General features: G+C 61.9%; 12 protein-coding genes. All 12 read left to right on the top strand.

Translation table 11 applies throughout. The features are described from left to right. Positions 1-3 precede the first annotated feature (3 nt). The 12 genes from glyS to tsf all read left to right on the top strand — a co-directional run bounded on the left by glyS (position 4) and on the right by tsf (position 14,757). Positions 4-2,100 carry a glycine--tRNA ligase subunit beta gene (gene glyS / locus CSV91_RS03505; protein ID WP_099431822.1) on the top strand — a complete coding sequence of 699 codons (2,097 nt, stop codon included), beginning with the start codon at positions 4-6 and terminating at the stop codon, positions 2,098-2,100. A gap of 34 nt (positions 2,101-2,134) precedes the next feature. Beyond that, positions 2,135-3,010, top strand: a complete 876-nt coding sequence (locus CSV91_RS03500) for a pyruvate, water dikinase regulatory protein (protein ID WP_099431821.1) — start codon at positions 2,135-2,137, stop codon at positions 3,008-3,010. Positions 3,011-3,307: 297 nt separating this feature from the next. After that, positions 3,308-6,058 (top strand): pyruvate, phosphate dikinase, encoded by a 2,751-nt coding sequence (gene ppdK / locus CSV91_RS03495; protein WP_099431820.1) that lies wholly within the window; start codon positions 3,308-3,310, stop codon positions 6,056-6,058. A gap of 213 nt (positions 6,059-6,271) precedes the next feature. Then, a complete protein-coding gene (rplS, locus tag CSV91_RS03490) occupies positions 6,272-6,613 on the top strand; it encodes a 50S ribosomal protein L19 (protein WP_006236098.1) in 342 nt (113 codons plus the stop codon). Between the two features lie 93 nt (positions 6,614-6,706). Then, positions 6,707-7,495, top strand: coding sequence for a ribonuclease HII (locus CSV91_RS03485; protein ID WP_055250018.1), 789 nt, complete (start codon positions 6,707-6,709; stop codon positions 7,493-7,495). A gap of 189 nt (positions 7,496-7,684) precedes the next feature. Then, on the top strand, positions 7,685-8,170 hold the full coding sequence (locus tag CSV91_RS03480) for a YraN family protein (protein WP_099431819.1): 486 nt from the start codon (positions 7,685-7,687) through the stop codon (positions 8,168-8,170). Then, on the top strand, positions 8,170-9,693 hold the full coding sequence (locus tag CSV91_RS03475) for a YifB family Mg chelatase-like AAA ATPase (protein WP_099431818.1): 1,524 nt from the start codon (positions 8,170-8,172) through the stop codon (positions 9,691-9,693). The genes CSV91_RS03480 and CSV91_RS03475 overlap by 1 nt, the downstream gene beginning before the upstream one ends. Then, positions 9,690-10,625 (top strand): DNA-processing protein DprA, encoded by a 936-nt coding sequence (locus CSV91_RS03470; protein ID WP_331219332.1) that lies wholly within the window; start codon positions 9,690-9,692, stop codon positions 10,623-10,625. The genes CSV91_RS03475 and CSV91_RS03470 overlap by 4 nt, the downstream gene beginning before the upstream one ends. Positions 10,626-10,639: 14 nt before the next feature. Next, positions 10,640-11,977, top strand: a complete 1,338-nt coding sequence (trmFO, locus tag CSV91_RS03465; protein ID WP_099431817.1) for a methylenetetrahydrofolate--tRNA-(uracil(54)-C(5))-methyltransferase (FADH(2)-oxidizing) TrmFO — start codon at positions 10,640-10,642, stop codon at positions 11,975-11,977. Beyond that, positions 11,974-12,894 (top strand): tyrosine recombinase, encoded by a 921-nt coding sequence (locus CSV91_RS03460; RefSeq protein WP_099431816.1) that lies wholly within the window; start codon positions 11,974-11,976, stop codon positions 12,892-12,894. The genes trmFO and CSV91_RS03460 overlap by 4 nt, the downstream gene beginning before the upstream one ends. A gap of 219 nt (positions 12,895-13,113) precedes the next feature. Beyond that, positions 13,114-13,842 carry a 30S ribosomal protein S2 gene (rpsB, locus tag CSV91_RS03455; protein ID WP_006236109.1) on the top strand — a complete coding sequence of 243 codons (729 nt, stop codon included), beginning with the start codon at positions 13,114-13,116 and terminating at the stop codon, positions 13,840-13,842. Between the two features lie 45 nt (positions 13,843-13,887). Continuing rightward, positions 13,888-14,757 carry a translation elongation factor Ts gene (gene tsf, locus CSV91_RS03450; protein ID WP_022094736.1) on the top strand — a complete coding sequence of 290 codons (870 nt, stop codon included), beginning with the start codon at positions 13,888-13,890 and terminating at the stop codon, positions 14,755-14,757. Positions 14,758-14,795 lie beyond the last annotated feature (38 nt).

The raw sequence follows: 14,795 nt of genomic DNA, 5'->3' as shown, positions 1-14,795 counted from the left end.
GCCATGGCAGACGCTAAGGATTTCCTGTTTGAGATTGGTACGGAGGAAATGCCCTCCGCACCGTTGAACAATGCCGTCAAGCAGCTTGGCACCATGATCGCCAAGGGCCTCGACGAGGCCGGTCTGGCCCATGGCGAGGTCCGCGTGATCTCGAGCCCGCGTCGTCTGGCTGCGCTCGTGGCCGACGTCGCCACCGCGACCGATGAGGTTCACGAGGTCAAGCGTGGCCCCGCGGCCAACATTGCCTTCGATGCCGACGGTAACGCCACCAAGGCCGCCCAGGGCTTTGCCCGCAAATGCGGTGTGGCTGCCGAGGACCTGGTCCGCCGCGAGGACACTGACGGTCGCGAGTATGTGTTCGCCGAGAAGAACATTCCTTCCGCTCCGGCTACTCCGATCCTGACGGCCCTGTGCGAGAAGACCATCGCCGGCCTGCAGTGGCCCAACTACCGTAGTCAGCGCTGGGGTCATGAGCATGCGACCTTTGTTCGCCCGGTCCGTTGGATCTGCTGCCTTCTGGGCGAGGACGTTGTGCCCGTGTCGTTTGCCGACGTGACGAGTGGCAACACCACGCGTGGTCATCGCGTACTTGGCCCTGGTGACCATGTGGTTGCCAGCCCCGCCGTCTACGAGCAGGTGCTCGAGGACGCCGGCGTGCTTTCTGCCGAGCGCCGTCGTGAGGCCATCCTTGCCGGTATCGCCGAGGTCGAGGCTGCCCGTCCTGGCTGCCATGTCGATACGCCCAAGAAGGTCTTTGAGGAGGTTATCAACCTCTGCGAGTGGCCGACGGTGCTCGTCGGTACTTTCGACGAGGAGTTCCTCAAGGTCCCGCACGAGATTATCTGCGAGTCCATGCTCACCAACCAGCGCTACTTCCCGATCTATGACGGCGAGGGCAAGCTCACGCGTGAGTTCGTGGTCGTTTCCAACAGCAAACCCGAGAATGCCGAGCGCGTGATCGACGGCAACGAGCGCGTCGTGCGCGCCCGTCTGGACGACGCTAAGTTCTTCTACGAGGAGGACCTGAAGATCTCCCTCGACGAGTTCCGTGAGCGTCTGTCCAAGGTTGCCTTCCAGGAGAAGCTCGGCAGCGTGCTCGCCAAGTCCGAGCGTATTGAGCAGCTCGCGCTCGCTATTGCCCGCGAGGCTCATTTGGGCGCCCATCTTGCCGCCGACGCTGCTCGTGCCGCGCACCTGTGCAAGGCCGACCTGGTATCCAACGCCGTCGTCGAATTCACGAGTCAGCAGGGCGTGATGGGCGGTTACTACGCCACCGCGATGGGGGAGAACGACGAGGTCGCCCACGCCATTCGCGATCACTATCGTCCCCGTTTTGCCGGTGACGAGCTGCCCGAGGGCACCGCTGGCTGCATCGTGGCCTGCGCCGACAAGCTTGATACCATCGCCGGTATCTTTGCCATCGGCGAGCCCCCGACTGGCTCCTCCGATCCCTACGCGCTGCGTCGTGCCGCTATCGGTATCATCAACATCCTGCGCGACCGTCTGCCGATCGATCCCACGTCGCTCATCGACTTTGCGCTCGAGCTCTATAGCGAGCAGGGCATTGAGTTCGACGCCGCCGAGGTCGCCCAGCAGGTTCGTGACTTCTTCCATGGCCGCCTGGTGAGCATGGCCCGCGACGAAAAGATCCCGGCCGATACCGTTGCCGCCGTCTCCGCGGTGCACATCATCGCTCCGTCCGTCTTCTTCGCCCGCTGCGCCGCCCTCGACGAGGCCCGCAAGAACGACGCTGAGACGTTCGACAACCTGGCGACCGCCTATGCCCGCGCCGCGCATATCTCCAAGCCCGAGCTGGGTGAGGAGTACGACCGCAGCCTGATGGGCGAGGTCGAGCTCGCGCTCGCCGACGCCTCCGAGGCTGCTCAGACCGCTGTCGATGCCGCCCTTGCTGCCGAGGACTACCCGGCCGCATTTGCCGCCCTCGCCGCCCTGCGCGCGCCCATCGACCGTTTCTTCGATGAGGTCATGGTCATGGACAAGGACGAGCAGCTTCGCGATAATCGCCTTAAGCTGCTCAACCGCTTCGAGGCCGTTTTCTCCGGCATCGCCAACATCGGTGAGCTTGCCCGCAAAAAGTAAGCCAGCCTGCGCATAAGCGCAAAAGGAGCCCCGCATGGATTGCCCGGTCACCGCTCGTCCCACCGTTATCGTTATCTCCGACTCGCTCGGTGATACCGCTTGTGAGGTGGTGCTTGCGGCGTCCGGGCAATTTGATGAAGGGGCTTTTCGTGTTTTGCGCCTGCCTAAGGTGACCTCGGTGGAGCAGGTTAAGTCGTTTGTGGGGTCGCGCGTCGATACGGATCATCGCGATATCGCTGTGTTCCACACCATCGTCGACCCGGCGCTGCGTGCCCGCGTCCTCGACTACCTGGGCATGCTGCATATCCGTTCGGTCGACCTGATCGGCCCGACGCTTGCCGTGCTGTCGTCGCTCCTCGGTGTGCCGCCCAAGGGCGTTGCGGGCGTGATTCATAAGACCGACGACCGCTATTTCCACCGCATCGATGCCATGGAGTATTTCGTTGAGCACGATGACGGGCGCGGTTGCGACGATCTGTCGGGCGCCGATATCGTGCTGCTGGGCGTATCGCGCACGTCCAAGACACCCCTTTCGATGTATTTGGCCTATCAGGGTTACAAGGTTGCCAATGTCCCGTTGGCACATGGTATGGAGCCGCCGAAGTCGATTTACGAGGTCGACCCCATGCGTCTGTTCGGCCTGATTTCGACCGTTGACGTGATTTCTGAGATCCGTGATAGCCGCTTGGGGGATGATTACGCCCGTGCCGTTGCCGGCTCCTATGCTGAGCCCGAGAGCGTACGCAGCGAGCTCGAGGAGGCCCGTGCCCTCATGAAGCGCCTGGGCTGCTTTGTGGTGCGCACCGACGGTAAAGCCATCGAGGAAAGCGCTGCCGAGATCATTGCCCACCTCGAGGAGATCCAGGAAGCCAGGGCCCGCCGTGCCGCCCGCCGAGCCCAGCAAAGCTAGCTTATTGGGGTAGCTAAAAATGCCCGTCTCTAAAAGACTACCTAAAAATAATGCACGATATTGGTAAAGCGATTTAGCAAAAACATCGCATCCTACCTGCATTTTCCTTGTAGTGGTATCTTCATAAGGTAACCACCTTTACCTACCGTTTACCGCCGGTTTTAGCACGTTTACCAAACCGCGCACCCTCTGCTCAAGCCTGTCCAAAACCCGCCGTATAGTTCCCTCACGGCCCGCATCCGGCGGGTCGATTCGTTACCACGGTCGTGCGCGTAAGCGCATGGAAGGGGAAGTATCGTGAGCGATTGCAAGAGGGTTTACCGTTTTGGAACCGACGCCCAGGGCACCTGTGTCACTGAGGGCGACAAATCCATGAACTTCGCGCTTGGCGGCAAAGGCGCAAACCTTGCCGAGATGAGCCGCATCGGTCTGCCGGTTCCTGGTGGCTTTACCATTACCTGCCAGACCTGTGTCGAGTACTCCGGTGCCGGCAACGTCTGGCCCGAAGGCGCACTCGATGAGATCGTTGCCGCCGAGGCCGACCTCGAGGCCCGCTACGGCAAAAAGCTCGGCGATGCCTCCGATCCGCTGCTCGTATCGGTTCGCTCGGGCGCTCCGTTCTCCATGCCCGGCATGATGGACACGGTTCTCAACCTGGGTCTCAACGATGATTCCGTTCAGGGTCTCATTGCCCAGACGCAAAACCCGCGTTTTGCCTGGGATAGCTACCGCCGCTTTATCCAGATGTTCTCCAACGTCGTTATGGGCGTCGACGCCGACCTGTTCGAGAACGCTCTGATCCAGGCACGCCTGGTCGCCGGCGTTCGCGTCGATTCCGAGCTTTCGGCCGAGGACCTGCAGGAGCTCGTCGAGACCTTCAAGGGCCTCTTCTCCGAGAACGTCGAGGCCGCCCTGTACCCCGAGCTCGAGGTTGTCGATGGCAAGCCTGTCTTCCCTCACGACCCGGAGCTCCAGTTGCGCCTTGCCATCCAAGCCGTCTTTGGCAGCTGGATGAACGAGCGTGCGTGCATCTATCGCAAGCAGCATGCTATCTCCGACGAGCTCGGTACCGCCGTCAACGTTCAGGCTATGGCTTTTGGTAACAAGGGCGAGACCTCCGCGACCGGCGTCGCCTTTACGCGCAACCCGGCCGATGGCACCAAGGAGTTCTACGGCGACTTCTTGGTGAACGCCCAGGGCGAGGACGTCGTCGCCGGTATCCGCAACACCGAGCCCATCGCCGACCTCAAGACCACCCCGGGCCTCGAGTCCGCAGGCGAGGAGCTCGAGCGCGTGTTCCTGACGCTCGAGGATCACTATCGCGATATGTGCGATATCGAGTTCACCATCGAGCAGGGCAAGCTCTGGATGCTCCAGACCCGAGTGGGCAAGCGCACCGCCACCGCCGCCCTGCGCATCGCCATCGAGATGGTCGAGGAGGGCCTCATCACCCGCGAGGAGGCCGTGAGCCGCATCGACCCCGCACAGCTCGACCAGCTCCTGCACCCGCAGTTCGATGCCTCCAAGAAGTACGAGGCCCTGGCCAGCGGCCTTAACGCCAGCCCTGGTGCCGCCGTGGGCGAGGTCGTGTTCTCGAGTGATGACGCCGTTGCACGTTCCGTCGAGGGGCATAAAGTCATTTTGGTTCGTTGGGAGACCAACCCCGACGACCTGAAGGGCATGGTCGCCGCCGAGGGCATCCTGACCAGCCACGGTGGCAAGACGAGCCATGCCGCCGTTATCGCCCGCGGCATGGGTACGCCCTGCGTTTGCGGCGTTGAGCGCTTCCATATCGACGCCGCCGAGAAGGTCGTGCACATCGAGGGCAGTGACCGCGTGCTGCATGAGGGCGATGTCATCTCCATCGACGGCACCCAGGGTATCGTCGTCGACGGCGCCGTCGATCTGGTTTCGGCCGAGCTCACCGGCGATCTGGACACCATCCTGTCCTGGGCCGACGAGATCCGTCTGGACGAGAGCGACGGTCACGCCAACCACGTGCGCGTCAACGCCGACAACCCCGAGGATGCCGCGCTCGCGCTCGAGTTTGGCGCCGAGGCCATCGGCCTGTGCCGCACCGAGCACATGTTCCTGGGCGATCGCAAGAACATCATCCAGAGCTTTATCCTGTCTGACGAAGAGGCCGTGAAGCAGCAGGCCCTGGCCGATCTGCTCAAGGTTCAGACCGAGGACTTCCTGGCCATGTTCAAGACCATGTCCGGTCGCGATGTGGTCGTTCGCCTGCTCGATCCGCCGCTGCATGAGTTCCTGGATGATCCTCGCGAGCTCGAGGTCGCCATCACCAAGAAGGAAGCCGCTGGCGCCAGCGAGGAAGAGCTTGCCGCCCTGCGTGCCCGCCTGCGTCGTATCGACGGCATGGTCGAGTCCAACCCGATGCTCGGCCTGCGTGGTGTGCGCCTTTCCGTCGTCTTTAGCGATCTGCCGCTCATGCAGGTTCGCGCCGTCGCCACGGCTGCTGCTCGCCTTATCAAGGAGGGCGTCGACCCACGCCCCGAGATCATGGTTCCGCTCGTTTCCATCACGGCAGAGCATGTCCAGACCCGCGAGGTCATTGAGCGTGTCATCGCCGAGGTTTCCTCCGAGGAAGGTGTCGAGCTCAACATTCCCGTGGGCACGATGCTCGAGCTGCCGCGCGCCTGCATGGTCGCCGACGAGATCGCCCGTCACGCCGATTTCTTCTGCTTTGGCACCAACGACCTCACCCAGACGACCTTTGGCTTCTCGCGCGACGATGCCGAGGCCAAGTTCATTCCGCTGTACCTGCACAAGAAGATCTTAAAGGAGAATCCCTTCGAGACCGTCGACTCGGCGGTGCTGGAGCTCGTGCGCATGGCCGTCGAAAAGGGTCGTGCCACCAACCCCGGCATGCACTTTGGCGTGTGCGGCGAGCACGGCGGCGACCCCAAGTCGATCAAGGGCCTGTTTAACGTGGCCGACGTGGACTACGTGTCCTGCTCGCCCTATCGCGTGCCCCTCGCGCGCCTGGCTGCCGCCCAGGCCAAGCTCGAGGCCAAGCGTTCCGCCTAGCGTTTAGCGTTTAGACGCCTAGCGTAGCCCCCCCCCTTCATACCGCCCGTCTCATTCGTGAGGCGGGCGGTTATCATGTGCGGGTTTTGTCTTTTTGTCTGCGTAAAAAATTGTTCTTGCAGCAGAAACCCGCGCGTGTATACTCGAATACGTTTGTTCAACTACGTGCCGGCCAAGGTGGTACGGCACCTCTAGAAGAGTAAGGAATTGCACATGGATTACATCCGCGCAATCGAGCGTCAGCAGATCCGCGAGGACATTCCTCAGGTTCGCGTCGCCGACAACGTCAAGGTTCACTACCGCATTAAGGAAGGCGACCGCGAGCGCATCCAGGTCTTCCAGGGCGACGTCATCCGCATGGCCGGCGCCGGTGCCCGCGAGACCTTCACCGTCCGCAAGATGTCCTTCGGTGTCGGTGTTGAGCGTACCTTCCCGCTTCACAGCCCCAAGATCGCCAAGCTCGAGGTCGTTCGTCATGGTCGCGTCCGTCGCGCCAAGCTGTACTACCTCCGCGACAAGGTGGGCAAGGCTGCTCGCATCCCCGAGAAGCGCTAAGAAGATCGCAGCGTCTGTCCACTCGTTTGGACACAAGGGTCACCTTCGGGTGGCCCTTCTTTTTATCTGATTTGCATGCAAGGAGGGCCTGGTATGGCCAACATGACGAGCTCGGTTTCGGCATCGCAGGTTGCCGGTGAGTTGGCGAGCGCTACGTTTGAGGAGATTCCCGCCCTCGTGGAGCATTATCGCGAGGATCCGCGCCAGCAGGTGATCAAGGCTTGCGAGCGTGCCCTTAAGCGTCATGCCAAGGAGCTTGCCGAGCGCGAGCGCGTCAATGACATGTACGAGCTTATGCATGAGCTCGGCGGCGATGGGGTGGTCGTTGGTGTCGACGAGGTGGGTCGCGGATCGGTGGCCGGCCCTTTGACGGTATGCGCCGTCTGTCTTCCTATGGAGCCGCGCGTCTGGGGCATCAATGATTCCAAAAAGCTCACGCCCGCGCGCCGCGAGTTGCTCTCAGTGAAGATTGCCGAGGTGGCGACGGCGATCGGTTTTTGCCATATCGCGCCGAAGGATATCGATGAGATGGGCATGGCCCGTGCTATCCGTACCGCCGTCGCGGGCGCCGTGGCCGATACAGGACTCGAGCCCGACTGCGTCCTCATGGATGGCAATCCCTTGGGCGCCGTTCCTAACGAGCGCGATGTGGTGAAGGGCGATGCCAAAATCGCCTGCATCGCCGCGGCGTCTATCATGGCCAAGGTCACGCGTGACGAGATGATGGTCGAGTACGACGCCGAGTATCCCGAGTACCATCTGGCCGAGTCGAAGGGCTATGCAAGCCCCGAGCATATCGAGGCCATTCGCAAACATGGACTTTGCCCACTGCACCGCGTGAGCTTTTGCGGAAACTTTCTGCAGACTGAGCGCCTTTTCTAGGTCAATTGTGGAGACAGGGACCTCTGGGGTTTTATAAACCTGCTGGTAGCGGGTCGTATGCAACACCATTGCTGCGTACGGCCCGTTTTTTGACGGCATTTGGTTAGCTTTTGGTTTGCTTCCGGTACTTACCCGCATGAAAGGTGCCCTCATCATCGGGGCACTGCAGTGTGCGGGAAAGGAGACCCCATGAGTGCCGCAAGCAAAAAGAGCAAGACGCAGCAGCTCAAGGAGCGTTGGGAAAACGGCGAGCTCGACTGCGGGGTGATGACGCCCGAGTTTATCAAGGGACTCAGTCCCCGCGAGCTGGGCATGCTGGGCGAGCTGATCACCATCGACTACTTTAACGAGCGCGGCTACACCTTGCTGGAGCAGGGTTATCGTTGCACCGAGGGCGAGGCCGATCTGGTGCTGCTCGATGAGCTCGACGATGTCGTGGTGATGGCCGAGGTCAAGACCAGACGCGTCGCACTGGATTGCAACACGCGGGTCTTTCCCGAGGAGGCCGTGGACGCCCAAAAGCAACGCCGCTACCGCCGCATCGCAAGTTGCTATCTCATGGAACATTATCCGCTCAAGGCGATTCGCTTCGATGCCGTGGGTGTCACCATTCGCGGCGGGCATATCGCCGAGATCGAGCATCAGTACAACGCGTTCGATTGGCAGGTGTCGTGATGGCGTTCGAGACGTTTGCCGTTCACGCGGCCTGCATCCGTGGCGTCGAGGCGATTCCCGTCACGGTCGAGGTCTCGCTTGCCGGTGGCGTTCCGGGCATCCAGATGCTCGGCATTCCGAGTATGGAGGTGATGGAGTCACGCGGTCGTATTCGCTGTGCGATGCGCTCCGCCGGGTTCGAGATTCCGCGCTCGGGCATTACGGTCAATCTGGCGCCCGGCGATATTCGCAAGACCGGTAGCGGCTTTGATCTGCCCATCGCCATCGCGGTATTGGCGGCCGATGGTCAGATTCCCCGCGACAACCTCGATCGTTGTCTTATTGCTGGTGAGCTTGGCTTGGACGGTACGGTGCTTCCTGTCAAGGGCGAGGTGGCGTTTCAGCTGCTGGCTCGCGACATGGGGCTGTCCTTTATCGCCGGCAGGTCCGATCAGCATGTGCCGCTTGCGGGCGTTGATTGTGGATTCATCGATCATTTGTCTCAGCTTGCTCATGGTATGGGCGATGCCGCGCGGCACTACTTGGATTCTGAAGTGCTCGAGGCGACCTTTGAGCCCGAGCTCGACTATGCCGACGTACTAGGGCAGGAAGTCGCTAAACGCGGCATGGCGCTTGCGGCGGCAGGTGAGCTCGGTTTGCTAATGATCGGGTCCCCGGGATCGGGCAAGACGATGCTCGCCCGTCGTATGACCGGCATCCTGCCCGAGCTTTCCGTTGAGGATCAACAGGAGGCGCTGTGCATCCATTCGGTCTTGGGCGAGAACATCGATGGCTTATTGGCAGGTCATCGGCCCTTCCGCAGTCCCCACCACAGTATTTCGACCGCAGGCCTTATCGGCGGCGGGCGCCCGGTGCACCCGGGTGAGATCAGCCTTGCTCATGGCGGCGTGCTCTTTTTGGACGAGCTTGCCGAGTTTCCCACGGGTGTGCTGCAGACGCTGCGTCAGCCTATCGAACGCGGTTATGTGAGGATCGTACGCGTCGACGGGGCCTTTACCTTCCCGTCGCGCTTTCAGCTGCTGGCTGCGAGCAATCCCTGCCCCTGCGGCTTTTTGGGCGATCGTGAGGTGCCGTGTCGCTGCTCGGCGGCGATGGTCGAGCGTTATCGGTCTAAACTGCGCGGTCCTTTGGCCGACCGTATCGACATGATGATCGATGTGACCCGTCCCGACCCCCAAGTGATTATCGAGGGTGCGGAGGGTATGTCGTCTGCCGAGTTGCGTGACTACGTTGTGCGCGGTCGCGCTTTTCGCGCTTGGCGCGAATCCCGTATGGACGATGCGGATGCCGAGGCCGAGGATGATGAGACGCGGTCCATTGACGGCGTCGTTTCGACCTTTGAGCTCGATGATGCGGCGGAGAAGTGTGTGCTCGGCCTGTCGAAGCGCACGCATCTCACGGGCCGCGGCATCGTGCGCCTGGTTCGCATTGCGCGTACGATCGCAGATGTCGCCGAGAGCGAGCAAGTGACGCAGGACCACGTGCTCGAGGCGGCGATGTATCAGGGAAGGAGGGACCAATGATGGCCGAGGGGACCTTTGAGCTGCATCCAGGTGATGCGTTGTATCCCGAGACTGTTTTGGAGCTTTCTGATGTTCCCCAGACGCTCTATGTGCGCGGCAACCCCGAGGTGCTTTCGACGCCCGCGCTCTCCATCATCGGCGCGCGCAAGGCCTCGCCGTATGGTCTTGCCGTGGCAGAGCTTGCGGCAAAGGTGGCGGTCGAGGCGGGAGTGACGGTGGTTTCGGGCGGCGCGGTCGGTTGCGACCAAGCCTCGGGTTGGGCTGCGGTCAACGCTGGCGGCAAACACGTCGTGGTGCTGGGGACGGGCGCCGACGTGGTCTATCCGCGCTCGAGCGCGGGGCTTATTACGCGCACGCTCGATACGGGTGGCGCGGTCGTGTCGATCTCCCCGTGGGGCATGGGTCCTCGCAAGTTTGCCTTTCCGCGCCGCAATCGCGTGATCGCGGCCCTGTCGCAAGCCCTCTTTGTATCCGAGGCGGGTATGCCTTCCGGGACGTTTTCTACAGCCGAGGCTGCTATGGATTTGGGGCGTGAACTTCTTGCCGTGCCGGGGTCGATCCTATCGCCCGAGTCGCGTGGCACGAATTACCTCATTGCGAACGGTGCCTGCTGCATCATCGACGAGGAATCTATCGAGATGGCTATCTCACGCATCTACGGCACCCTGCGCTACTCGCGCCCCGATGCTCCCGGCATTGCCGACCTGGATCAAACGCAGCAGACCGTGATGCATGCGCTCATCGCCTCTCCGCTCAAGGTCGACGACATCGCGGCGCTCGTCTCGCTCGATGCCGTCGGCGTACTTAAGCTCCTGGGCTCGCTTGAGTTCGAGGGTCTTATCGAGCGCATGATGGATGGAAGGTATGCGCCCTCCAAGTTTGCCCTTCACGCCCAGACACCCTTCGGTCACAATGGAAAACGTGTCAATTAGAAAGGTGTTTGCAGATGCAGTTCGATCAGGTGACAGTTATCGGTGGCGGTCTGGCGGGTTCGGAGTGCGCGATCCAGCTGGCAGATCGCGGGTTTGCCGTAAAGCTGTGCGAGATGCGCCCCCAGGTGAGCTCCCCGGCCCACCATACCGATCACCTGGCAGAGCTCGTCTGCTCCAATTCGTTTAAGTCGACCCGTCCGGATTCCGCGGCTGGTTTGCTGAAGGCCGAGCTTGAGCGCATGGGTTCAGTTCTGCTCGATTGCGCCCATCGCGCGGCTGTTCCCGCCGGTGGCGCCTTAGCGGTCGATCGCGTCAAGTTTTCCGAGCTTGTCGAGGCCGAAGTTGCCGCTCGTCCCAATATCGAGGTCGTGCACGGCGAGGTCACGCAGATTCCCGAGGGCCACGTGGTCATTGCCGCGGGCCCCCTGTGCTCGCCGGCGCTGAGCGAAGAGGTCATGAAGCTCGTCGGTGGCGACGCCCTTGCGTTCTTCGATGCCGCGGCGCCGATCGTCGATGCCTCCACGCTCGATATGGACGTGCTGTTCTCGCAGTCGCGCTACGAGGAGCAGGGGAGCGGCGACTATCTCAACGCTCCGCTCAACAAGGAGGAGTACGAGGCCTTTATCGAGGCGCTTACCACGGCCGACCGCGTGGTGCTCAAAGACTTTGAGGGCGGCGATCTGTTCCAGGCCTGCCAGCCCGCCGAGGAGGTCGCGCGCACGGGCAAGGATGCCATCCGCTTTGGTGCCATGAAGCCCGTCGGCCTCACCGACCCGCGTACCGGACGTCGCCCCTGGGCGGCGATTCAGCTGCGTGCCGAGAACAAGGAGAAGACCGCCTATAACCTGGTGGGCTTCCAGACCAACCTGACCTTTGGCGAGCAGAAGCGCGTCTTCCATATGGTGCCGGGCCTGGAGAACGCTGAGTTCTTCCGCTACGGTGTCATGCACCGCAATACCTTTGTCGATGCCCCGCACGTGCTCGATGGCACCTTTGCCGTGCCCGGTACCGGCGTGCGCCTGGCCGGCCAGATCACCGGCACCGAGGGGTACATGGAAGCCGTGGCGACAGGTCTGCTCGCGGCGCTCAACACCTATGCCGAGGCTATCGGTGCCGCGGGCGTCGAGTTGCCGCCTGTGGGCGCCCTGGGTGCGCTCGTGGGTTATGCGACCGATCCTGCCACCGTGGGCTATCAGCCCATGCATGTCAACTTTGGCCTGGTGCCTCCACTCGAGGATGGTAAGCGCCGCAGCAAGCGCGACCGCTACCAGGCCTATGCGGACCGTGCGCTCGAGGCCCTTGATGCCTATCTGGCCACTCGCCCCGATCTGTTTGGAGGCGACCGGTCATAGCCTTTGACCTGTACGACACCGTCGACTCGTTTATCGCCTATATCGCACGCGTCGAGGGACTTTCTCCCAACACGGTGACGGCCTATGGCTCGAGGCTGGAACGCTTCGCTGCCTGGTGCGAGCGCGAGGATATCGATGCCTTCGCTGCCGACGTGCGCACCATTCGTCGCTATCTTGCCGAGCTTTCGCGTGAGCAGGTGGCTCCCCGAACGCTTGCGGCGCACCTGTCGGCTATCCGATCGCTCTATCGCTGGATGGCTGCCGAGGGGATTGTCGAGGGCGATGCGGTCTCGGCGATCGCATCGCCCAAGCTGCCGCGTGACCTGCCGGGCGTCCTTACGACCCTGCAGGTCGAGGCGCTGCTCAAGACGCCTGATACATCGACGCCTGCGGGACTGCGCGATGCGGCGATGCTCGAGCTGCTCTATGCATCTGGCGCCCGTATCTCTGAGCTCGCAGCACTCAATGTGGAGTCCATCGCTTGGTCCGAACGCACGTTGCGCCTGTGGGGCAAGGGGGGCAAGGAACGTATCGTCCCCCTGTATCGTCGTGCGCTCGAGGTGACGCGCCTCTATATCGAGGAGGGAAGGCCGGAGTTGCTCGCTCAGGCAAAGCGCCGTGACCTCGCTACCGGGCCGCATCCGCTGCTTATATCGGCGCGCGGTAATCGCATGAGTGCCGCCATGCTCAGGCGGCGGTTTCATATGCTGGCGACGCTCGCCGGCATTCCGGCCGACATCGCCCCGCATGCGATGCGCCATACCTTTGCGACCGACTTGCTCGAGGGCGGCGCGGACCTGCGCTCGGTTCAAGAGCTGCTGGGTCATGCGAGCCTGTCCACGACGCAGATCTACACGCATCTCACACCCGATCGGCTTAAGCGTGCTGTGGCTCAAGCCCATCCCCGCGGCGAATAGTGGCTGGGACGTCCCGCGCCGCACTCAGGTGTGTGGTTTTGATTGCGGGTTGGCAGGAAGAAGCATTCCTGCTATCATTCATCGGGTTGCTTCACGGCAACATGTTTTTATCACGCACGCGCGGCTACTTCATACCGTGGTGCCCGGGCTTTGGTAGCACATGTCCGGGTTGGTTTTGGAGGATGACCCCGCGCGGAGGCAAACCACAGGAGGTTTAACATGGCTACCAAGATTAATATCCGCACCCTGCTCGAGGCCGGCTGCCACTTCGGTCACCAGACCCGTCGCTGGAACCCCAAGATGAAGCCGTTCATCTTCGGTGAGCGCAACGGCATCTACATCCTCGACCTCAAGCAGACCATCCTCGACGCCGACCAGGCCTACACCTTCGTCAAGAACGTCGCCAAGGGCGGCAACGTGCTGTTCGTCGGCACCAAGAAGCAGGCTCAGGAGGCCGTCAAGAACGCTGCTGAGCGCGCCAACATGCCTTACATCAACCAGCGTTGGCTCGGCGGTATGCTGACCAACTTCGTCACCATCCGCTCCCGCATCAACCGCATGGAGGAGCTCGAGGCCATGGTCGAGGACGGCCGCATGGCTGTTCTGCCCAAGAAGGAGCAGGCTGTTCTCGGCAAGGAGCTCACCAAGCTCCAGACCAACCTCGGTGGCGCCCGCGACATGAAGGGTCTGCCCCAGGCTCTCTTCGTCATCGACACCAAGCGCGAGGAGAACGCCATCAAGGAGGCCCAGCGCCTGAACATCCCCGTCGTCGCTCTGATTGACACCAACTCCGATCCCGACGAGGTCGAGTACGGCATCCCCTGCAACGATGACGCTATCTCCGCTGTCACCCTTATGTGCGAGCTCATGGCTGATGCCTGCCTCGCTGGCTCCGGTAAGGAGCAGGTCTCCGAGGCCGAGATGGCCGCTGAGCCCAAGGCCGAGTAAATCAGTCTTAGTTAATTCTTTTTCATCTCTTTGAAAGGAACCACAATGGCCCAGATTACCGCCGCTATGGTCAAGCAGCTCCGCGAGATGACCGACTCCCCGATGATGGAGTGCAAGAAGGCTCTCGTCGAGGCTGACGGCGACATGGACGCCGCTGTCGACGTTCTGCGCAAGAACGGCCTCGCCAAGGCTGCCAAGAAGGCTGGCCGTGAGACCAACGAGGGCGCTGTCGCCGCGTTCGTCTCCGAGGATGGCAAGACCGGCGCTCTGCTCGAGCTCTCCTGCGAGACCGACTTCGTTGGCTCCAACGCCAAGTTCACCGGCTTTGCTTCTAAGGTCGCTGAGGTTGTCGCTACCACCGAGCCTGCTGACGTCGACGCTCTGCTCGAGAAGCCGATGGGCGAGGAGACCGTTTCCTCCGAGCTCACCGAGATGATTCACATCATGGGCGAGAACATGAAGATCTCCCGCTTCGCTGCCCGCAAGGCCGAGAATGGCGCGCTCGCTTCTTACATCCACATGGGTGGTAAGATCGGCGTCCTCGTCGAGTTCGCCTTCGAGAAGGCCGAGACCGCTCAGGCTGAGTCCTTCAAGACCTTCGCTCACGACGTTGCCCTTCAGGTTGCCGCCGTCGCACCGATCTGCGCTACCCGCGATCAGGTTCCGGCCGAGACCGTCGAGCACGAGAAGCAGATCTACATGGCCCAGGCTGCCGAGTCCGGCAAGCCCGAGGCTATCCAGGAGAAGATGGCTGTTGGCCGTCTGGAGAAGTTCTACAAGCAGTCCGTGCTCACCGAGCAGGAGTTCATCAAGGACAGCTCCCTCACCATCAAGAAGTACGCTGAGCAGGTCTCCAAGGAGCTCGGCGACACCATTACCGTCGTTGCCTTTGACCGTCTGGTCCGTGGCGAGTAAATAAGCTCTTGTAGCTGGTAATGAGCAGGCTGTGGGTT

Source organism: Collinsella aerofaciens (genome assembly GCF_002736145.1).
GTDB lineage: Bacteria > Actinomycetota > Coriobacteriia > Coriobacteriales > Coriobacteriaceae > Collinsella > Collinsella aerofaciens_A.
Note: the sequence above shows the minus strand (reverse complement) of the source record. Positions and strands in the feature narration are given on the sequence as shown.

Coding starts and splice junctions, on each gene's coding strand:
- glyS (WP_099431822.1), top strand. CDS start 4: ATGGCAGACGCTAAGGATTTCCTGTTTGAGATTGGTACGGAGGAAATG.
- CSV91_RS03500 (WP_099431821.1), top strand. CDS start 2,135: ATGGATTGCCCGGTCACCGCTCGTCCCACCGTTATCGTTATCTCCGAC.
- rplS (WP_006236098.1), top strand. CDS start 6,272: ATGGATTACATCCGCGCAATCGAGCGTCAGCAGATCCGCGAGGACATT.
- CSV91_RS03485 (WP_055250018.1), top strand. CDS start 6,707: ATGGCCAACATGACGAGCTCGGTTTCGGCATCGCAGGTTGCCGGTGAG.
- CSV91_RS03480 (WP_099431819.1), top strand. CDS start 7,685: ATGAGTGCCGCAAGCAAAAAGAGCAAGACGCAGCAGCTCAAGGAGCGT.
- CSV91_RS03475 (WP_099431818.1), top strand. CDS start 8,170: ATGGCGTTCGAGACGTTTGCCGTTCACGCGGCCTGCATCCGTGGCGTC.
- CSV91_RS03470 (WP_331219332.1), top strand. CDS start 9,690: ATGATGGCCGAGGGGACCTTTGAGCTGCATCCAGGTGATGCGTTGTAT.
- trmFO (WP_099431817.1), top strand. CDS start 10,640: ATGCAGTTCGATCAGGTGACAGTTATCGGTGGCGGTCTGGCGGGTTCG.
- rpsB (WP_006236109.1), top strand. CDS start 13,114: ATGGCTACCAAGATTAATATCCGCACCCTGCTCGAGGCCGGCTGCCAC.
- tsf (WP_022094736.1), top strand. CDS start 13,888: ATGGCCCAGATTACCGCCGCTATGGTCAAGCAGCTCCGCGAGATGACC.